This is a genomic window from Microcystis aeruginosa NIES-843 (assembly GCF_000010625.1).
In the GTDB taxonomy this organism is placed as follows: Bacteria; Cyanobacteriota; Cyanobacteriia; order Cyanobacteriales; family Microcystaceae; genus Microcystis; species Microcystis aeruginosa.
Map to the genome: position 1 here is coordinate 3,820,857 of NC_010296.1, position 19,430 is coordinate 3,840,286.

16 protein-coding genes and 2 pseudogenes are annotated in these 19,430 nt (G+C 42.1%); 15 read left to right on the forward strand and 3 right to left on the reverse strand.

The window, feature by feature from the left end; translation table 11 throughout:
* The first annotated feature begins 16 nt into the window (after nt 1-16).
* The 6 genes from MAE_RS17985 to MAE_RS35820 all read left to right on the forward strand — a co-directional run bounded on the left by MAE_RS17985 (nt 17) and on the right by MAE_RS35820 (nt 5,704).
* A complete protein-coding gene (locus tag MAE_RS17985; RefSeq protein WP_012266839.1) occupies nt 17-1,399 on the forward strand; it encodes an oligosaccharide flippase family protein in 1,383 nt (460 codons plus the stop codon).
* A 17-nt stretch (nt 1,400-1,416) separates the two neighbouring features.
* Entirely contained in the window at nt 1,417-2,361 is a 945-nt protein-coding gene (locus MAE_RS17990) for a glycosyltransferase family 2 protein (protein WP_002795730.1), read from the forward strand.
* Nucleotides 2,358-3,644, forward strand: coding sequence for an O-antigen ligase family protein (locus MAE_RS17995; RefSeq protein WP_012266840.1), 1,287 nt, complete (start codon nt 2,358-2,360; stop codon nt 3,642-3,644). The genes MAE_RS17990 and MAE_RS17995 overlap by 4 nt, the downstream gene beginning before the upstream one ends.
* Nucleotides 3,616-4,713 (forward strand): glycosyltransferase, encoded by a 1,098-nt coding sequence (locus MAE_RS18000; protein WP_012266841.1) that lies wholly within the window; start codon nt 3,616-3,618, stop codon nt 4,711-4,713. Before MAE_RS17995 ends, MAE_RS18000 begins: the two co-directional genes overlap by 29 nt.
* 19 nt (nt 4,714-4,732) lie before the next feature.
* A complete protein-coding gene (locus MAE_RS18005; RefSeq protein WP_002795727.1) occupies nt 4,733-5,374 on the forward strand; it encodes a serine O-acetyltransferase in 642 nt (213 codons plus the stop codon).
* Nucleotides 5,375-5,581: 207 nt separating this feature from the next.
* Nucleotides 5,582-5,704, forward strand: coding sequence for a hypothetical protein (locus MAE_RS35820; protein ID WP_256378310.1), 123 nt, complete (start codon nt 5,582-5,584; stop codon nt 5,702-5,704).
* Here MAE_RS35820 and MAE_RS18010 read toward each other — a convergent pair.
* Nucleotides 5,687-7,330, reverse strand: coding sequence for a CocE/NonD family hydrolase (locus MAE_RS18010; RefSeq protein ID WP_012266843.1), 1,644 nt, complete (start codon nt 7,328-7,330; stop codon nt 5,687-5,689). The genes MAE_RS35820 and MAE_RS18010 overlap by 18 nt on opposite strands.
* A gap of 135 nt (nt 7,331-7,465) precedes the next feature.
* Between MAE_RS18010 and MAE_RS18015 the strand changes: the two genes are divergently transcribed.
* The 3 genes from MAE_RS18015 (at nt 7,466) to MAE_RS18025 (ending at nt 11,496) form a co-directional block, all read left to right on the forward strand.
* Complete coding sequence (locus MAE_RS18015; protein WP_012266844.1) at nt 7,466-9,160, forward strand: ABC-F family ATP-binding cassette domain-containing protein; 1,695 nt, start codon at nt 7,466-7,468, stop codon at nt 9,158-9,160.
* Nucleotides 9,161-9,209: 49 nt separating this feature from the next.
* Nucleotides 9,210-9,665 (forward strand): peroxiredoxin, encoded by a 456-nt coding sequence (locus MAE_RS18020; RefSeq protein ID WP_002760875.1) that lies wholly within the window; start codon nt 9,210-9,212, stop codon nt 9,663-9,665.
* Between the two features lie 487 nt (nt 9,666-10,152).
* Nucleotides 10,153-11,496, forward strand: coding sequence for a chloride channel protein (locus MAE_RS18025; RefSeq protein ID WP_012266847.1), 1,344 nt, complete (start codon nt 10,153-10,155; stop codon nt 11,494-11,496).
* Between the two features lie 590 nt (nt 11,497-12,086).
* On the opposite strand, the pseudogene MAE_RS18030 reads toward MAE_RS18025, so the two are convergent.
* Nucleotides 12,087-13,275: pseudogene (locus MAE_RS18030) on the reverse strand (RNA-guided endonuclease InsQ/TnpB family protein).
* Between the two features lie 90 nt (nt 13,276-13,365).
* Between MAE_RS18030 and MAE_RS18035 the strand changes: the two are divergent.
* From MAE_RS18035 to MAE_RS18050, 4 genes are all read left to right on the forward strand, one after another.
* The gene (locus tag MAE_RS18035; RefSeq protein WP_012266851.1) at nt 13,366-14,583 is read left to right on the forward strand and encodes an ATP phosphoribosyltransferase regulatory subunit; all 1,218 of its coding nucleotides are present in this window, start codon (nt 13,366-13,368) and stop codon (nt 14,581-14,583) included.
* Between the two features lie 522 nt (nt 14,584-15,105).
* Entirely contained in the window at nt 15,106-15,258 is a 153-nt protein-coding gene (locus MAE_RS34170) for a hypothetical protein (protein ID WP_012266852.1), read from the forward strand.
* Nucleotides 15,259-15,328: 70 nt separating this feature from the next.
* Nucleotides 15,329-16,399, forward strand: coding sequence for an Rpn family recombination-promoting nuclease/putative transposase (locus tag MAE_RS18045; protein WP_012266853.1), 1,071 nt, complete (start codon nt 15,329-15,331; stop codon nt 16,397-16,399).
* Between the two features lie 21 nt (nt 16,400-16,420).
* Nucleotides 16,421-16,666: a hypothetical protein gene (locus MAE_RS18050; RefSeq protein WP_041804197.1), complete on the forward strand. Its 246-nt coding sequence runs from the start codon at nt 16,421-16,423 to the stop codon at nt 16,664-16,666.
* Here the strand turns inward: MAE_RS18050 and MAE_RS18055 are convergent.
* A complete protein-coding gene (locus tag MAE_RS18055; RefSeq protein WP_012264020.1) occupies nt 16,653-17,810 on the reverse strand; it encodes an IS630-like element ISMae23 family transposase in 1,158 nt (385 codons plus the stop codon). The genes MAE_RS18050 and MAE_RS18055 overlap by 14 nt on opposite strands.
* Before the next feature lie 79 nt (nt 17,811-17,889).
* Here MAE_RS18055 and MAE_RS18060 point away from each other — a divergent pair.
* Together MAE_RS18060 and MAE_RS18065 are read left to right on the forward strand one after the other, a co-directional pair.
* Nucleotides 17,890-18,444, forward strand: a pseudogene (locus tag MAE_RS18060) (hypothetical protein); the annotation flags it as partial.
* A gap of 21 nt (nt 18,445-18,465) precedes the next feature.
* Complete coding sequence (locus MAE_RS18065; RefSeq protein WP_012266855.1) at nt 18,466-19,428, forward strand: Rpn family recombination-promoting nuclease/putative transposase; 963 nt, start codon at nt 18,466-18,468, stop codon at nt 19,426-19,428.
* Nucleotides 19,429-19,430: the final 2 nt, after the last annotated feature.

The following is a 19,430-nucleotide window of genomic DNA, read 5'->3' on the forward strand; positions in this document are numbered from 1 at the left end:
TTAGGAAAAAACTATTATGAGCTTAAGAGCAAAAGTGATGCGTGGGGGAGCTTATCTAGCAGGACGGCAAGGTCTAGGTATGGTCTTAAGTATTATCAGTGTCTTCTTAGTTACCCGTCTAATCGGTCCAGAAAATTATGGATTATTTGTATCGGCATTTGGAGTTTTTTCCTATCTGCAACGGATTTTTCAGCTAGGAATTAATTTTTATCTAATTCGAGAGATTAATCCAGAAGAAGAACCGCATAATTATCATCAGGGATTTACCCTCATGCTTCTACTAGGTATTCTTGGTTTAATACTAGGAATTATTACCATTCCTTTGCTGGCACAATGGATTAAGATAGGCAATTTTTCAGCCCTTGCCATATCCCTATTTTTTAGTTTACCTTTTGTCCTCTGTTTTCAAATTCCCTTAGCTAAATTAGAAAGAGAATTAAACTATAAAAAAGTTGCCATGATTGAATTGCTCAATCAATGCCTCTACGTTTTAGTAAGCGTTTATTTCGCCTTCCAGGGAGCGGGAGCATGGGCATTAGTAGCGGCTTGGTGGGCGCAAACTCTCCAGTCAGTGGTGCTGTTTTTCTGGTGTTCCGGTTATCGTCCTCGATTATTCTGGAATCTCGCTTTAGTCAAAGATATGTTAGGCTACGGCATAACTTTGTCCGCAGCCCAGTGGATTTTCTTTTTGCGAGACCTAGTTAATCCCCTGCTGGTGGGACGTTTTGGCGGAGCAGAAGCCGTCGGTTTTGTTGCCTTAGCCATTCGTTTAGTTGAAGTTCTCAGTTTTGTTAAACACGCAACTTGGCGTATTTCCATGGCCGCCTTAGCCAAAATTCAAGATAACCCGCCCAAGCTACGCTGGGCAATTACCGAGGGTATGAGCCTACAAGTCCTCGCTCTCGGCCCGATTTTGGATGTAGTCGCATGGACTTTACCTTTGATTATCGGTTTGGCTTTTGGGGAACGCTGGCGCGTCGCCCTACAGGTATATCCCTTTATTGCCTGGGCTTATTTGACTAATTCCCTCTTTAATCTCCATTCTTCCACACTCTACGTTCTCAGAAAAAATACCTATGTGGCTTTATTTCACCTTCTCCACGTCGCCCTTTTTGCAGGAGGAGCTTGGTTACTGTTGCCAAAATTAGGTATTGTTGGCTATGGATGGGCAGAAGTTATCGCCCTTCCCGCTTATGGTCTGATTCACCTTTTTATTACTAAAATCATTGGCAGCCCCGATTATCGTTTAGCCCTCCTCTGGTGGGCGGCCTGTTCTCTTCCCTTATTTGTTCAACAATTGGGTATGTGGACGGGTTTCGGTCTAATTTTTGTGATCCTACTGCCGATAACACGCCAACAAATTCGCAGTTATTGGCATAGTTTTCAACATTCTTCCTGATTTTTCCTGAACAGCCCATGATTAACCCCAATCAGTCGCCCCTAGTCAGCATTTTAATCAATAACTATAACTATGCTGGTTTTTTACCGGCAGCGATTTCTAGTTCCCTAGAACAAACCTATCCCCATCTGGAGATAATTGTGGTAGATGACGGTTCCCAGGATCGTTCTCGTCAGGTGATAGAAGAATACGGTCAGCAAATTATCCCCATATTCAAAGTTAATGGTGGTCAAGCTTCCGCTTTTAATCAGGGTTTTGCTGCTAGTAGCGGAGAAATTATCTGTTTTTTGGATGCAGACGATTTATTTAGTCTTAATAAAGTTGAAAAGGTCGTAGAGATTTTTCAGGACTATCCCGATATTGGTTGGTGTTTTCACTCCTTGCAGATGTTTACAGATAAAACTGCTGCCCCAGACCATGCTACCCCAAAATCAGTCAATTCAGGAGTTTATGATTTAAGAAATTGCTTGTCCCAGGGAAAACTGCGAGGAAAAATGCCCTTTGAGGGTACAGCCACCTCTGGCATCTGTTTTCGCCGCTCTTTTTTAGAGCAGTTATTACCCATGCCCGAAGAAATTAGAATTACTAGCGATGATTACTTAAAATACGCCGCTTTTGCCCTAACTCCGGGCTATATTCTCCTAGAAAAACTTGCCCAACAAAGAATCCATGCTAACAACGCTTATACTTTACGAAAAAACCAAAAATCTTTACGGGGTAAAATTAATATCTTAACTGCCTTTTGGCTTAAAAGTAATTTTCCGCAAATGTCGAAATTTACTAACAATATTTTTACTCTCGGCTATAGCTTCTATAATCGAGAAGATAATGGCGACCCGCACCTAAAACTTCTCATTCACAAGTATTTCTGTTCTCTTACCATAGGAGAAAAAATAGAAGTCCAGATCAGAAGAATTTATTATTGTTTGAAATCAAAGATTAATCCTCTTTTTCAACCATGATCAGAATCCCCCCACTACTGGAAAAGTTTATAACTATTTTTAGTCTAATTTTTTACACACGACTATTTTCTTTTGAAAGCTTATTTGTCCATTCCGAGGGGGAATTAGCCGTCAGTTCTCCTGACTATACTCCCTTAGATCCACTTCTCTCTTTAATGCAGCATGGAATCGCTTTTGTGGTTTTGGTGCTAATGGCTCTCCGTTGGCAACATACCATCGGATTTTTTGGCCGTAATCCCTTTCTTTGGTTACTAATTATTCTGGTACTAATTTCCGCTAACTGGTCGAATTTTCCTGAGATTACCCAAAGACGTTCCTTCGCTTTTTTAGAAACTTGTCTATTTGCCTTATATTTTGCCTCGCGCTACGCAATTAAAGAACAACTAAGACTAACAGCTTATGCTTTAGGCATCACTGCTATTATTAGTTTTTTCTTCAGCCTTGCCTTCCCCTCTAGTGCTTTAGAATCGGGAGTCCATGCTGGCTCATGGAGGGGTCCTTTTCTCCATAAAAATCTCTTTGCTCGTTTAATGACCTTAATTTGTCTAGTTAACCTACTGGTCACACCAGTTAATCGGAGAGAAGGCTATCTATTTTTAGCCTTTTGCTGTCTCTCTTTTGGAATGATTGGACTTAGCACTTCTAAAAGCGCTCTTTTTATCGGTATAATCCTATTCATACTAATGCAAATTTACCAAACTATTTCTTGGCAAGATTATATCAGAATTCCCCTCTGGTTAACTGGGCTTTTACTGGCAGGTTCTTTATTTCTTTGGATCGGGATGAATTTAGAAGATATTATTACTGCTTCTGGTCGAGATTTAACCCTATCAGGAAGAACTATTATTTGGTCTGCTGTTCTTGATAAAATCCAAGAAAGACCTTGGCTAGGTTATGGATATGTAGGGTTTTGGTATGGATTAAAAGGACCTTCTTCCTATGTACAGAAAGCCTACGGTACTACCTATATACCTCCCCACTCTCATAATGGCTTCCTCGAACTAGCTATTGCTTTCGGATTAGTGGGAACTATCCTATTTATTATGAGTTTTTTATTAGTTATAAGACGCACAATTATCTCTGCTATTTATCAATCCCATCACGAGGGTTTATGGCCGTTGATGTACTTATCATTTCTGATACTATATAATCAAACTGAGTCCACTTTACTCGAACATAACTCCATTTTTTGGTTGTTGTATATGTCCCTAGCTCTATCTCCTTTTTTACCTCAGCATAATGCTCAATTAAACTATGAACAAAATAGCGTTTTTTCTCAGTGATTTAGATGGCGGTGGGGCCGAACGAGTTATACTTAACTTGGCTAATGGTTTTGCCCAACAGGGAGAATTTGTTGATCTAGTTTTAGCTCGAAAAGAAGGTTTATACTTAGGACAGATTGACCCCGGGGTGAATACTATAGATTTAAAAGCCAAAAGTCTGTTTAGGAGTATCCCCTCCCTAGTCAAATATCTACAAAATCAACGTCCACAAGCCATGATATCAGCCCTAGAAGATACCAATATTGTTGCTCTTATGGCTAAAATCCTAGCAAGGAAAAAAATATCTGTCTTTGTGACAGTACATAATAACTTATCTCAAGAAATACGCCATGCTCAACAGTGGAAGCGCAAAATAGTTCCCTATTTTTTGCGATGGATTTATCCCTTTGCTTACCGAGTGGTTTGTGTTTCCCAAGGAGTGGCTCAAGATTTAGTTAAATTTGGCATCCAACCACGACAAATCCGAGTAATTTATAATCCGATTGTTACCCCAGAATTAATCGTCAAACTGCAAGAAAACCTAGAACATCCTTGGTTTTTACTTGGTCAGCCGCCAGTAATTTTAGGAGTGGGAAGACTCAATCATCAAAAAGATTTTCCTACCCTAATTCGGGCTTTTGCTTTAGTTCGACGAGTGCAACCCGCTAGATTATTAATACTAGGAGAAGGAGAGACCCGCAGCGAACTTATATCGTTGATTAAAGAACTAAATTTAGATACAGACGTACAATTAGAGGGATTTGTCGAAAATCCTTTTGCTTATATGAAAAAGGCACAGGTTTTAGTATTATCCTCCGCTTGGGAGGGTTTTGGTAATGTTTTGGTAGAGGCAATGGCTGCTGGCATTGCAGTGGTATCGACGGATTGCCCTAGCGGACCAGAGGAAATTTTAGATAAAGGAAAATACGGTTCCCTAGTGGCGATCGCTGATTCAGCAGCTATGGCAGCGGCAATTCTTAATACCTTGAAAAATAACGTCGATCCGAGTTGGCTAAAAAATAGAGCCGAGGAGTTTTCTTTAGAAAAAATCCTGGATCAATACCGTTTACTAATAGAGAAAAAACTTTAGTGGATTTTTATCTAAAATTATGAAAAAATTGCAGTCTTTTCAACTGATTTTAGCAGCGATTCAAGCAGATCTTGATCGCTATGTTGTTACCGACAATTTGTCTTGGCTAGAAGTGGTTTTAACCAAAAGAGGTTTTTGGGCGACCTTGCAATATCGTGTCAGTCGTTGGATTCATTTTCATTTCCATTTTCCTATTCTCCGGAGTCTCCTAAAAGCTATTTGCCTCATTTGGCGTTTAATCCTTGAAATGATTACTGGCATAGAATTACCTAACCGGGCTGAAATTGGTCAGGGTTTGTTTATACCCCACGCTCACGGCATTATTGTTCACTGCGATGTTCAAATTGGCGAATACTGTAATTTAAGCCAAGAAGTGACTATTGGTGTGGCTGGCCGGGGAGAAAAAGCGGGAGTGCCTAAAATTGGGGATCGTGTATATATTGCCCCTGGTGCGAAAATTTTTGGATCGATTATTATTGGTGATAATGTAGCCATCGGTGCTAATGCAGTAGTTACAAAAGATTTACCCGATCAGGCGGTGGCGGTGGGTATCCCCGCTAAAGTTATTAGTTATCAAGGTTCAGAAGATTTTATTCTCTATCGAGAAACCCCAAAAAATTCTCAGAAAGTTTTCCCAACCTCTTTTCAAGATCGACCCTAGAAGTCTTGAACTATAGCTTCGCCAAGTACGAAAGCGACTAATGATATTCTCAATCTTAATTGAAATGACTATAATATTGTCGCCATAATAAACTCTTTTGCTAGAACTATTAAGACAATATCAAAGAAACGGCGTTGTTTAATCAAGATATGAATACTAAAAGTTAGCCTATTACTAGGTTTTAAAAATTGCAAAAGAAGACAATTCGTGCTTAAAATCAATCGGCAACGCCAGGACAAATTCACCCCCGTCTGGGATACGGTTATCTCCTCCCTGGTGTTAGGTTTATACATTCGTGATCCCCGCAGCGGTTTAGCTTTCCCCGACTAAAGGTAATAGCAATTTTGCGGGAAAATTTCCTTGACAAAAAACCTTAATTGTGATAACAGAAAAATTGATCGCTCGACTTGCGTGGGGATAGCTGCCGGTCCCCGCATTGACGGGATGTGCAGGAAAGCAAGAGGCACTCAGACTTAAACGCAAGCTATGACCTTGAGGAATAGTGATAAAAGTGGCCTGTAGGGCAATATTTAGGGGCGATTCGGGATTATTTACCCGTTTATAACCCTGAGTGATATTAAAAACCCGACCATCGGGGGTAACTTGAGAAACCACCGCGCAGATATCGAAACTAACCGCATCTGCTTGACAATAACAATCCAGACGGGGACTACCCAAAATCGTTAAATCTTTCTCTAGGGGGGGAGAAGTGTAGGTAATCACATCACTGCGACAGTCTAGCATAGTGCGGTCGAATATTCCCCCCGGTAGGGCGCTATGACCTCCTAAAGATGGGACCGGTCGCCAAGGATCGTGAACGATGGTATCCTCGATCGCAGGTTCTAACAAAATCGCGCTTAATTTCCCCTCATCCTCGCGCAGATTGGCTAAACCTTGACTAGCAAGATAATAAATTTGCTGATTTTCTCTGGGAAACTTTTCCAGATATCGCCATTGATTAGACCCCATTTGAAATAGATACATAGGAGGATTTTCAAATAACTCCACTTCCTGACCTTTTAAGAAATAATCAAACCATTGCAGCTGCATTTTATCCACGGGACTAATTGCCTGTTGACCATAATCTATCTCTCCTACTTTTCTCCCCCAGGGTAGATGAGTCCAAGCACCAATAATTAGCTGTTGGGGATAGATAGAACGCGCTTGCATTTCTTGGTATAAACCCAAAGTTCCCCGGAGATGAGGATCGAACCAACCCCCGATATGTAACATCGGTAAATCGATATTTTTTAAAAGGTTTTGCGGGGATAATTTTTGCCAATATTCATCGGGAAGATAACGAGTAATCCACTCGTGATAAAAAGAATCGGCGGCTAAATCTTGCAGAATTTGGGGAGAGGCAGCAATAGGATCAAAAAGGGGTAAATTTCGGGAAGCTACCCAGAGTTTTTGATAGGCAGTTTCGTCCCCTTTTAATCTAGCTGTTTCCGCCGCTAATTGTATTGCCCAAGCGAGATTATATTGTAAATTAAATGCTTCGTTTTCATAGCCCCAATCTCGATATAAATCGTGAGCGATCATTGCTGGGCAAATAGTTTTTAAAGCAGCATGACCATTAGTAGCGGCGTATAATTGAGTCATTCCCTGATAGGAAAAACCATACATTCCCACCACACCCGTATTATTAGGAATAGTTAAAACCCATTCAATGGTTTCTAATCCGTCCCTAATTTCATGGGCAAATAAATTAAAATTTCCCGTCGAGTTTCCCCGTCCCCGGACATCCTGAATTACCACAATATAACCCTGACGTGCATACCAGCTAGGATGGGCATAAACCACCGTAGAAGCGATCGCTTTTCCGTAGGGTTGTCGCATTAGTAAAATGGGCAAAGATTCCCTACTATCGGGACGATAAATATCGGCAACTAAACTAATTCCATCTCTGGTGATTAAACTAGCCGTTTCTTTTTTTATGGGGTAGGGATTAAACATTATTATCTCTTTCAAATAAAAAATACGGTCGGGTGGCTCAATCGAGAAAACTTGACAAAGACCAGATAAAGCTTAACTAAATGTTACAATAGAGGCGGACTGCCTCAACTGCCTAGGACTGGAGAAAAATCAGCGATGCTACGACTAGAGAGAATTAGTAAGATTTACCCGACGGGAGAAGTGTTAAAAGATGTCACTTGGGAAGTAAAAACTGGCGATCGCATCGGGTTGGTGGGAGTCAATGGGGCCGGAAAATCCACCCAGCTGAAAATTATTATGGGGGAAGTGGAACCCACCGCCGGAGAGATCATCCGTCCTACCAGTCTCCATATCGGCTATCTTACCCAAGAATTTGAAGTGGATCCCCGTCGGACGGTACGGGAGGAATTTTGGACGGTGTTTCAAGAAGCGAATCAAGTCCACCATCAACTAATAGAAATTCCCCAGCGCATGGAAAAAGCTGATCCCGAAGAATTAGATCGCTTAATTCATCAATTGGATCGCCTACAAAGACAATTTGAAGCGTTAGATGGTTACGGATTAGAAGCGCGCATCGAGAAAATTTTACCAGAAATGGGCTTTACTATTGATGACGGCGATCGCTTAGTCAGTTCCTTTAGTGGGGGTTGGCAAATGCGGATGAGTTTAGGTAAAATTCTCCTGCAAACTCCCGATATTTTACTCCTCGATGAACCGACTAACCATTTAGACTTAGAAACCATTGAATGGTTAGAAAAATTCCTCAAGGATTTAACCACTCCCATGGTCATAGTTTCCCACGACCGGGAATTTCTCGATCGTCTCTGTACCAAAATTGTCGAAACTGAAAGGGGAGTTTCTACCACTTATTTAGGTAATTATTCTGCCTACCTACAGCAAAAATACGAACAACAATCTGCTCAGTTAAGTGCCTACGAACGTCAGCAAAAAGAACTAGAAAAACAGCAAGCTTTCGTGGATCGGTTCCGGGCAAGTGCCACCCGCAGTACCCAAGCAAAAAGCCGGGAAAAACAATTAGAAAAGGTAGAAAAAATTGAAGCCCCAATTGCCGATGTGCGTACCTTAAAATTCCAGTTTCCTCCAGCAGTGCGTAGTGGTCGGGAAGTGGTAACTATTAAAAATCTTGTTCACATTTACGATGATAAAATTCTCTTTTTGGGAGCAAATCTGGAAATAGAAAGGGGCGATCGAGTGGCTTTTTTAGGCCCAAATGGTGCAGGAAAATCCACGCTTTTACGTTTAATTGTTGGGTTAGAACCCCCCACAGAAGGCTCGATCGAAATCGGTAAACATAACGTTATTCCTAGTTATTTTGAGCAGAACCAAGCGGAAGCTTTAGACCTAACTAAAACTGTTTTAAATACTATTCATGATGAAGTTCCCGATTGGAAAGATGTGGAAGTTCGCAGTCTTTTAGGGCGATTTTTATTCAGTGGGGAAACGGTATTAAAAAAAGTAGAATCTTTGAGTGGTGGCGAAAAAGCGCGTCTTGCTTTAGCCAAAATGTTACTTGCTCCCGCTAACTTATTAATTCTCGATGAACCCACTAATCACCTCGATATTCCCGCCAAGGAAATGTTAGAATCGGCTTTAAAAGTTTATGAAGGCACGGTTTTAATTGTTTCCCATGATCGTTATTTTATCTCCCAAGTAGCTAACAAAATTGTCGAGATTCGGGAGGGCGAATTAATTGCCTACGCAGGAGATTATCACTATTATCTAGAAAAACTAGACGAAGAAAAACAAAAAGCCGAACAAAAACGCATTGAAGCAGAAAAAGCGGCCAAAGCTGCTGCTAAACGGGCTAAACAAAAGACCAAAAAAGGTTAGAATATAAAGCATCACCCTATCCACGATTATCCATTCATTAATTAATCTTATGGCAGCTATAAAAGTAGGCGATCGAGTTCCCAATTTTTCTCTCCCTTCCCAAACAGGGGCAACGGTTAATGTCAGCGATTTAATCGGTAAAAAATCCCTGGTAATTTATTTCTATCCCAAAGATGACACTCCGGGTTGTACCGCAGAATCCTGCGCTTTCCGCGATAGTTACGAAGTGTTTACCGATGCGGGTGCGGAAGTTATTGGTATTAGTGCCGATAGTCCCCAATCTCATCAACAATTTGCCCAAAAATATAATCTTCCCTTCACCCTTTTAAGTGATAGCGATAACCGAGTGCGGAAATTATTCGGTGTTCCCTCTACCTTATTCGTCCTCCCCGGACGAGTTACCTATATCATTGATCAAGAGGGAATCGTCAGACATATTTTCGATTCTATGTTAGATTTTAAAGCTCACGTTACCGAATCTTTGAACACGATTAAATCTTTTTAGGTTGATGATTATGCAAGAAATTAAAACATCTATCCCATAATTGGGACAGTTCTGACTTAAAAATAAAATTAATGGTGTGTTAATTTTGACTAACACACCCTCAATCTGCTTTAGTTATTGGCAAAAATGACGGCTGGAAACAGAAGGCTAACATAGGCAAAGCTAACAGCCAAAAGTTTGTCGTTATTCCTTATAAACGTCTAATTGAAATGTTAACTTATACTAAATCCGTTGTGGTTTCAAGTTACAACATCCTAAGAAAAGCATTGCCAAATCCGTTCAGCTATGGGATAGAGAGGTGCGTAGTTCAGCCAAGGAGAATTAATCTCTCGAAGTAAAAGTGAAGGGAATTTCTCAAATGGAATTCAGTCTGTTTATATTTGACTATACTTTTACTAACTATATAGTAAAGACTTTCAGGGTGTTTTGCTTGACCACTCCAAGGGACTTGCTATAGGAACGATAAAAGTTTAACTTTCTTGGCACGATGCTAAATAACAAACTACAACTTCTGTTAACCAGGGTAGGCCCATGGGCTGTTGGCGGCCTGCTCGGCGGTTTGATCGGCTCTCTGGCCGCGGTACTACTGACTGAGGCAATTAAGCAAACCCTCAGGATTGCCTCTGACCTAGACAAAGTCTGGCTACTGCTGCTGCCTCTGGTGGGCGTTACCTTAGCAGTGCTAGTCCTGTTTGGACTGGGTAGGGGGCAACCCGTGCAGACCTTAGCTCCCCGGGGGGCAACTTCCTCTGGTCGCTGGGGTTCTCTCATGGACTGGTACTCTTTCCCCCATGACATTGCTCGCGCCGACCTGACCGGTGACGTGGTGAACGCATCCGGCGCGGAAGAGCGGTTCCCTTGGAATCTAGCCCCCTTGCGCGCCCTGGCCATCCTCTCCACCGTTGGACTGGGTGCGCCCATGGGAACAGAATCACCGGCAGCTCATATTGGCGTGGCGACGGGAACCTGGTTAGGTAGCATAAATCCAGCCCTAGGTCAACTGGTGCGGCCCCTGGCCATCGGTGGCGGTGCGGCCAGTGTTTCTGCTCTGATGGGAATCCCTCTGGTGGGCAGCTTTTTTATGTTTGAGTTGAGTCAGCGACGCCAGGTTCCGATCACCCCGGAGCGGGCAGCGGCGATGTTAGCCGGGGGACTGGTGGGATGGGGAGTCAACGCTGCCTTTAAGCTGCAACTGATCCGGCTGGTCGTGCCGCAGGTTGCCCCGACTGACTTCTGGGATGCGGTGGGTGCCACTTTGTTGATCGGAGTGATCGCCGGCACGATTACAGCCCTCACTGGTGAGGCGATCTACTGGGCCAGAGGCTTGCGGGACAGGCCCGCCACTCGTCTCCTGATCGGTGGCCTGGTGATGCTATTCTTGGCGATCGTGATCGGACAGGTGGCGACCCCCGCAGCGGCTTTTGGACCGGGGGGAGCCGCTATCGTCTGGGCCGAAAACATTAAAACAACTCCTTACCATCTGTTAGCGGTAGCTCTGCTCCGGGCCGCGGCCACCACCGCTGCCGTTTTAGCCGGGGGCTGTGGCGGCGTGTTTGTCCCTTTTCTGGCGATCGGCGACCTCAGTGGCCGGGTGTTCGCCACCACCTTTGAGATTTCGGGGGATCTGGCGGGTGCGGCGGGGGCAGCGGCCGGTATTGCTGGTGGCTATCGCCTACCTCTGACCGCCATGGCGATGGTACTGGGGGTGGGTGGCCCGGGGGCAGCCCAGCTAACCTGCCTTGCCACAGTGGTGGTCGCCGCCCTTTCGGGATTGGTGGCCGCACGGGCAGCCAATCAACTCTCCAGTTCCCTGCGCGCAATGTTCCGCTAGAAGCCTCCGTCAGGGGATTGACAATCTCCGCACTTTTAGGGCGGAGATTCTTGGGCAACATCTTGCCTCTACTAGCAACCAGCAATTCTCAGTTTTAGACATAGCAAGCCTTTTAGGGATTTAAAGAACATTTTAAAGGGGGATTTTTGGGGCAACTTTGGGTGTACTAAGCTGTTAAGCATTTAAATTGCTTGTTGAGACGAGGCAAGAGGCAAGAGGCAAGAGGCAACAGTAAAGGGATTGGGGGAGATTCGGCTAATCTTAAGAATAAGTGCTTTAAATGCGTCTTAGCTTATCACGTCAAAAGCCTGAAGACTCGTGACATGAAATTTGCAATCCCATTGAATTTGACCCCGTATTATGGGAACTAACCCCCAAAAGCCTTGCTACAGGGCAAATTTAGAATTGCTGTCTTCACCCCGACATTTGAGATCAAAACCCCTAAGAGGATTTGTTAGGGGTTTTTACCTATCAGAAAACTGGTCACAACTTGTCGTAAAGTGAAATAGGACTGACCAGTGCCACCGATTTTGATTAGCAAACTCCCTTGACATCCTCGCCGCCGTAAAACGGACGGCGATTCCCAAACCTCACGATTTGGGTTTCTGCTTCTTTCCCGAAGGATTTTTCGCACCTGCCTTAACAGATTTACTCTGTTCTGGTCTTATGGTCGCTCTACAGACTGACACCGCAAGCCCTGCGGCCAAAATGTTTTTACTGGCGTTAATATCTCGGTCATGGTGTGTTCCACAGATTGGACAGTCCCATTCTCGAATATTTAACGGCATTTTCTCAGCAATATGCCCGCAATTACTACACCTTTTAGAGCTAGGAAACCATCTATCTATTTCGATGTAATTTCTCCCATACCAACGGCATTTATAGGCTAATTGTCGAGTGATTTCTCCCCAGCTAACGTCAGATATTGCCTGAGATAATTTCGGGTTTTTTGACCATATTCTTGACGGCTAAATTCTCAACCACAATCGTTTGGTTTTCACGAACTAATTGAGTGGTTAGCTTATGTAAATGGTCTTTTCTGCTATCGGTGATTTGAGCGTGAATCTTGGCTACTTTGATTCTCGCTTTTTCCCGATTCTTTGAGTCTTTCTTCTTCTTAGAAAGATTTTTTTGGGCCTTTCGCAGTCTCCGATAATGCTTTTTAAAATACTTGGGATTAGACACTTTATCGCCATCGCTAGTAATCACGAGGCTACTAATTCCTAAGTCAATTCCGATGGCTTTATCTGTTACTGGTAGAGGCTTAATCGTTGGGTCATCAAATCTAATTGAAATATGCCAACGTCCAGAAGGATGTAATCTGACTGTTACTGTACTTGGGTCACAGCTTTCTGGTATTTGTCTTGACCATCGAATAGGTAAAGGTTCTGTGCATTTGGCTAAATAGATTTGTTTGTCTTTAAATTTAAAGGCTGATTTGGTAAATTCGGCACTTCCTCCCTGATGTTTTTTCTTAAAGTTAGGATACTTAGTACGACCAGCAAAGAAATTAGTGAAAGCTGTTTGTAAATGTCTTAACCCTTGTTGTAAGGGTACACAGCTTACTTCATTGAGAAAGTTTAATTCTTCTTGCTTTTTCCAATCAGTTAGCATTGAAGAAGTTTGAGCGTAGCCTACTCTTTCTTGCTTTTCGTACCAAGCTTGTGTTCGTTCGTGGAGAGCTTTGTTGTAAACTAATCTTACACAGCCCAATGTGCGCCGCAATAGCGACTCTTGTTCGGGTGTTGGGTAAAATCGAAACGAATAGGCTTTTTCCATGTCTCACATTTTAGCATATATTTCGTAAATGTGCTAATATTTAACAGTAAAGCCGTCGTAGAACGACGGGGTTTCAGACCCAAATTTTCGATGATTCATCAACCCCCGGCGGGGACAAGGGATTTATTACCCCTAGAAGTTACCCAAAAAGGCTGGATTAACGATCGCCTTCAGTCTGTCTTTCAGCGTTGGGGCTATCAAAGGATCGTCACCTCCACCATTGAATGGCTCGATACCCTCACCGCAGGCGGTGCGATCGATCCCAGCACCGTGATCCAACTCCACGGGGATAGTCAAGGACTATCGGGATTACGCCCCGAATTAACCGCTTCCATTGCCCGCAGTGCCGTCACCCGCATGAGTGGGGAGTCCTATCCCCAACGTCTCTGTTATCGGGCCAACGTTTTTCGTCGCCCTAGCGCCGGTTATCACGGTCGTCAAGTGGAATTCTATCAAGCGGGGGTAGAACTGCTCTTTTCTGGCGGTTTACTAGCTGATGCCGAGATTTTACTGCTCCTGGCCGACTGTTTCGATAGTTTGGCCGTCCCTAACTGGCAGATTATTTTAGGAGAAGCGGGTTTGACTCGTTCGCTACTTTCTCCCTTTCCGGCTCCCTTACGCGAACAGGTGAAACGCTGTTTAGCCCTCCTCGACTACGTTAGCCTCGAAAATCTTCCCTATCCCAACGAAACCCTCCGGCAGCAAGCCCGACAATTATTTCACCTGCGCGGTAATCCTGAGGATGTCCTCGCACAAGTGGCCCTATTAGCCCAGGAAGAATCAGCCCAAAAAGCCGTTAATAACCTTAAATCCCTAGTAGAGCTGCTTAATGCCGATCGCTCTGGGCCTTTCCCCCTAATTCTCGATTTAAGTCTGATTCAAACCTTTGATTACTACACCGGCATCGTTTTTAAGGCGGTTAGTGATCACCAGCAAAATCTCAGTATTTTAGGCCAGGGCGGACGCTATGATCAATTATTGGGCGTTTTTCATCCCCAGGGCCAATCGGCTCCGGGTATCGGTTTTTCCCTGAATATCGAAGAACTGCACGAAAGTTTATTATCGGGGCAGACTTTACCCACTCAAGCTGCCCCCCTCGACTGGTTACTTATCCCTTTGGGTAATAACGCCCAGATAGCGACTTTTAGTAAGGCTCGCTCCCTTCGCAACGGTGATCCTAATCTGAGGGTGGCGATCGATTTAGGGGGTCGCAGCGAGGCACAAATTCGTACCTATGCCCGCGATCGAATGATTAAAAATCTCGCCTGGGTGCAGGAAGATGGTTCCGTGAGCGAAGAATCTCTCTAAAAGGGGGCAAAAGCAGCGGAAATACTGCCTTCTGCCCGCTGCTATAGGACTCTATCTAGGGTTTGCGGCAAAAAGTACGGGCGAAGCATTCGGGCAATAACCTATCGGTGAAACCGTAGATTTTTTATCCGAATGCTTCGCCCCTACAGGACGGGGGCCGATGAAAACGCAAGGTTTTGAAGCACGATTCCCTCAAAATCTTGCACCTGTTTCGCGAGAATAGACCTCGTTTCCAAACATAAACCAGAAGAGCCGTTCAAAAAACTTTATAAATAATATTGATTGGTTTGTTTATAATAACCCCCATTAATACCCACTGAAACCATAATAAATCATAAGCAAAAATCAATGTTAATAATCGATTCTAATCTATACCAGAGATGAACGTGGGTTGGGTTAAAGCATGAAACCCAACGCTGACGGCGATGATTGAGCCGCTTCTTGGCATGGTAACGACTAGGGCTGTCCCAAGTGCGGGAAACGGCGATTTTAAAATTTTTACTCTTTATTCAGGAAAAAATCATGTCAACTCCTTTTTTGGTCAAAGATATCCTTCCCGGTGCCTTTAACTCCTACCCCAAATATCTGACGGCATTATATAGTTTTACCAATAAATGTCAGAACAAAGATGTAGATGTAGGTTGCTCTAATGGGAAGTTTTGTGACGACAAGTAGCATTGATGATATTTATGGGGAATAATAGATTTAGATGAGTGCCTAACTTTCCAATTGGTAGCGACTCGCCATGAAACAACCAACCGCCAATTATGATGAACCCTGGAAAGAAGCATTAACCGAATATTTTGAAGCGTTTTTACATTTCTTCTTTCCTGAAGTTCACCAACTAATTGATTGGACAAAAATTCCCGAATCCCTAGAAAAAGAACTCAAACGGATTACCGCTTCAGCAAAGACAAAAAAACGTTTCGCTGACAAACTCTATAAAGTCTGGTTACTCAGGGGTGAAGAAGTCTGGATTTTGATTCATATTGAAATTCAAAGTCAATACGAAGAAAATTTCCCTCAGAGGATGTATATTTATAACTATCGGGCCTTTGATTTGTATCAGAAACCAGTTATCAGTCTCGCTATATTAGGGGATGAACGAGTAAATTGGCGACCAGATTCCTATAATTATACTATCGCTGGTTGTGAAGTCAGCCTCAAATTCCCAACGGTTAAATTACTGGACTATGAGGAAAGCTGGTCAGAACTAGAAACAAGTAGCAATCCTTTTGCGATAATAGTGATGGCACACCTAAAAACGAAAGCGACTACTGGGAAGCTGCCACAACGGGAACAGTGGAAGTGGAAGTTAATCAGGGGATTATATGAAAAGGAGTTCGAGAGAGAACAGATAATTAAACTGTTTGAAATCATCGACAATATGATGACTTTATCCCCTGAATTACAGTCAAGCTTAGAGAGTAAAATCAAACAATTTGAAGAGGAAAGAACCATGCCTTTAATGAGTAATATGGAGTTACGAGGAATAGAACGCGGTAAAGAAATAGGCAAGGAAATTGGTAAGGAAATTGGGGAGTTACGAGGGATAGAACGCGGTAAAGAAATAGGCAAGGAAATTGGTAAGGAAATTGGTAAGGAAATTGGTAAGGAAATTGGTAAGGAAATTGGAGCGTTAGAAAATGCTCGTAACTATGTTAAAACGGTGCTGAAAACGCGATTGGGTGATATTCCAATAGAAATTGAGCAAGCTGTGGATAAAATTTCTGTATTATCGATTTTAGACGAGTTACTGAAATCGGCATTAACCGTTAATTCTTTTGATGAGTTGCATCAACTTTTAGAACAATAGTCTCAGGAATTTTCTTCTCCAATGAACCCAACAACTGCCAATTATGATGAACCCTGGAAAGAAGCATTAAGCGAGTATTTTGAAGCGTTTTTATGCTTCTTCTTTCCTGAAGTTCACCAACTAATTGATTGGACAAAAATTCCCGAATCCCTGGAAAAAGAACTCAAACGGATTACCGCTTCAGCTAAGACAAAAAAACGTTTCGCTGACAAACTCTATTCAGTTATCAGTTACCAGTTAAGCTTTTACGCATTTAAGTTACATTGACAGCATTACCCTTATTTTTAAGTTTTCTACTCCATTTAATAATCAATCCCCCTTCATTTAAAAGCTGATTGACTACTTTTTCCAGTTCTTCTTTATTTTCAAATTCTCGATTAGCTATGTATTCTTTAGCGGAATGCCACACTAATTCTATTAGGTTGTAATCTGGACTATAAGCTGGTAAAAACTCTAGCCTAATATTGGGCAACTCTTTTTCCACCTGCTCAATAACATCTTTCTTTTTGTGATAACTAGCATTGTCTAATATAATGATAATCTTCGGCCCCTTTTCTCGAAAATCTTCGGGCAGATTTCCCAAGTTTATCCATTCTTGACGAATCTCTTCATGAAGTTTCTTTAATTGTTCATGGAAAGTTTCTGAATTTCCTTTTTTGATCATAAAACAGACTCTTTTTTTATCATTATATCTTAAGGCTCCCATCACATTCACCCTTCCTCTTTTTCTTTGCCCATTCACTTTTTTTCGCTTTCCTTTTTTTGTCCAAGCTCTCCTTCTTATTACTCTCAAACTAAATCCACACTCATGAGGGGCTGTGTGGCGAACCTGCGTCGCCACCTTGAAAGCCCCGTCCCAAAACCATACCTGGATTGACTCTGGCTTTTCTTTCGCTAACTTTAAATATTCATCTAATTTTTCTTTAAATGCTTTTCTTAATTTCTTGTCTTGCTTATCTTCTAGACTATATTTTGCCCAGATATACACATACTTTTTTCTTCTCAATATTCTTCTCACTTGCGAGCCACTCAGTTTAATTCCTGTTTCCTTTTCTAGATGCTCTGCTAATCTTGCCGCTGTCCATCTCCCGAATTCATATCCCAATTCCTTCGGGTCTTCATCAACTATTTTCAATAGTAAATTAATATATTCCTCTGTGGCTTTTTTATGATTTCCATTTTTTCTACCATCTTCTAGACTTTCTATATTGTTAGGATCGCCATGAACACACCAAGGGGCGACTGTTTTGAGTGAACAGCCAATAAACTCAGCTATTTCTCGTTGAGTTTTTCCGTCGTTTAGCAAGAGAAACATTAAAATTCTTTCCCTAACCTCTGCTCTTTCTTCTTCTTTAAGAGCTTTTTGTAAGTTTTTCTTTTCTTCTAAGTCTAGGAAATCTTTGGCTGGCATAAGTAGGATTTTTCTCAAGTTACTATTTCTATTTTAGGTGGTTTAAGTGCGTTTTAGCTTATCAGTTATCAGTGACTAATTGGAAGCAAGTAGTAATCCTTTTGCGATAATAGTGATGGCACACCTGAAAACAAAAGCGACTACTGGGAAGCTGCCACAACGGGAACAGTGGAAGTGGAAGTTAATCAGGGGATTATATGAAAAGGAGTTCGAGAGAGAACAGATAATTAAACTGTTTGAAATCATCGACAATATGATGACTTTATCCCCTAAATTACAGTCAAGCTTAGAGAGTAAAATCAAACAATTTGAGGAGGAAAGAACCATGCCTTTAATGAGTAATATGGAGTTACGAGGGATAGAACGCGGTAAGGAAATTGGTAAGGAAATTGGGGAGTTACGAGGAATAGAACGCGGTAAAGAAATAGGCAAGGAAATTGGTAAGGAAATTGGAGCGTTAGAAAATGCTCGTAACTATGTTAAAACGGTGCTGAAAACGCGATTGGGTGATATTCCAATAGAAATTGAGCAAGCTGTGGATAAAATTTCTGTATTATCGATTTTAGACGAGTTACTGAAATCGGCATTAACCGTTAATTCTTTTGATGAGTTGCATCAACTTTTAGAACAATAGTCTCAGGAATTTTCTTCTCCAATGAACCCAACAACTGCCAATTATGATGAACCCTGGAAAGAAGCATTAAGCGAGTATTTTGAAGCGTTTTTATGCTTCTTCTTTCCTGAAGTTCACCAACTAATTGATTGGACAAAAATTCCCGAATCCCTGGAAAAAGAACTCAAACGGATTACCGCTTCAGCTAAGACAAAAAAACGTTTCGCTGACAAACTTTATAAAGTCTGGTTACTCAGGGGTGAAGAAGTGTGGATTTTGATTCATATTGAAATTCAAAGTCAATACGAAGAAAATTTCCCTCAGAGGATGTATATTTATAACTATCGGGCCTTTGATTTGTATCAGAAACCAGTTATCAGTCTCGCTATATTAGGGGATGAACGAGTAAATTGGCGACCAGATTCCTATAATTATACTATCGCTGGCTGTGAAGTGAGGTTGAAATTCCCAACGGTTAAATTACTGGACTATGAGGAAAACTGGTCAGAACTAGAAACAAGTAGCAATCCTTTTGCTATAATAGTCATGGCACACCTGAAAACAAAAGCGACTACTGGGAAGCTGCCAGAACGGGAACAGTGGAAGTGGAAGTTAATCAGGGGATTATATGAAAAGGAGTTCGAGAGGGAACAGATAATTAAACTGTTTGAAATCATCGACAATATGATGACTTTATCCCCTGAATTGCAGTCAAGTTTAGAAAGTAAAATCAAACAATTTGAGGAGGAAAGAACCATGCCTTTAATGAGTAATATGGAGTTACGAGGAATCGAACGCGGTAAGGAAATTGGAGCGTTAGAAAATGCTCGTGATTTTGTGAAAAAAGTTTTGGAAAACCGACTAGGTGATATCCCTGGAGATATTGGACAATGTCTCAATGATGCTTCAGTTATTTCGGTTTTAGAAGAGATGTTAAAAGCCGCACTTATAGTAAATTCTTTTGAGGAGTGTAGGAAGTCTTTTAGTATCATCATAAATAAGTAGGG

Excerpts from the sequence above, each read along its gene's own strand:
- MAE_RS17985 (WP_012266839.1), top strand. The coding sequence starts at position 17 with ATGAGCTTAAGAGCAAAAGTGATGCGTGGGGGAGCTTATCTAGCAGGA.
- MAE_RS18025 (WP_012266847.1), top strand. The coding sequence starts at position 10,153 with ATGCTAAATAACAAACTACAACTTCTGTTAACCAGGGTAGGCCCATGG.
- MAE_RS18010 (WP_012266843.1), bottom strand. The coding sequence starts at position 7,330 with ATGTTTAATCCCTACCCCATAAAAAAAGAAACGGCTAGTTTAATCACC.
- MAE_RS18020 (WP_002760875.1), top strand. The coding sequence starts at position 9,210 with ATGGCAGCTATAAAAGTAGGCGATCGAGTTCCCAATTTTTCTCTCCCT.
- MAE_RS34170 (WP_012266852.1), top strand. The coding sequence starts at position 15,106 with ATGTCAACTCCTTTTTTGGTCAAAGATATCCTTCCCGGTGCCTTTAAC.
- MAE_RS18065 (WP_012266855.1), top strand. The coding sequence starts at position 18,466 with ATGAACCCAACAACTGCCAATTATGATGAACCCTGGAAAGAAGCATTA.
- MAE_RS17990 (WP_002795730.1), top strand. The coding sequence starts at position 1,417 with ATGATTAACCCCAATCAGTCGCCCCTAGTCAGCATTTTAATCAATAAC.
- MAE_RS18050 (WP_041804197.1), top strand. The coding sequence starts at position 16,421 with ATGAACCCAACAACTGCCAATTATGATGAACCCTGGAAAGAAGCATTA.
- MAE_RS18035 (WP_012266851.1), top strand. The coding sequence starts at position 13,366 with ATGATTCATCAACCCCCGGCGGGGACAAGGGATTTATTACCCCTAGAA.
- MAE_RS18005 (WP_002795727.1), top strand. The coding sequence starts at position 4,733 with ATGAAAAAATTGCAGTCTTTTCAACTGATTTTAGCAGCGATTCAAGCA.
- MAE_RS18045 (WP_012266853.1), top strand. The coding sequence starts at position 15,329 with ATGAAACAACCAACCGCCAATTATGATGAACCCTGGAAAGAAGCATTA.
- MAE_RS18015 (WP_012266844.1), top strand. The coding sequence starts at position 7,466 with ATGCTACGACTAGAGAGAATTAGTAAGATTTACCCGACGGGAGAAGTG.
- MAE_RS18055 (WP_012264020.1), bottom strand. The coding sequence starts at position 17,810 with ATGCCAGCCAAAGATTTCCTAGACTTAGAAGAAAAGAAAAACTTACAA.
- MAE_RS17995 (WP_012266840.1), top strand. The coding sequence starts at position 2,358 with ATGATCAGAATCCCCCCACTACTGGAAAAGTTTATAACTATTTTTAGT.
- MAE_RS18000 (WP_012266841.1), top strand. The coding sequence starts at position 3,616 with ATGAACAAAATAGCGTTTTTTCTCAGTGATTTAGATGGCGGTGGGGCC.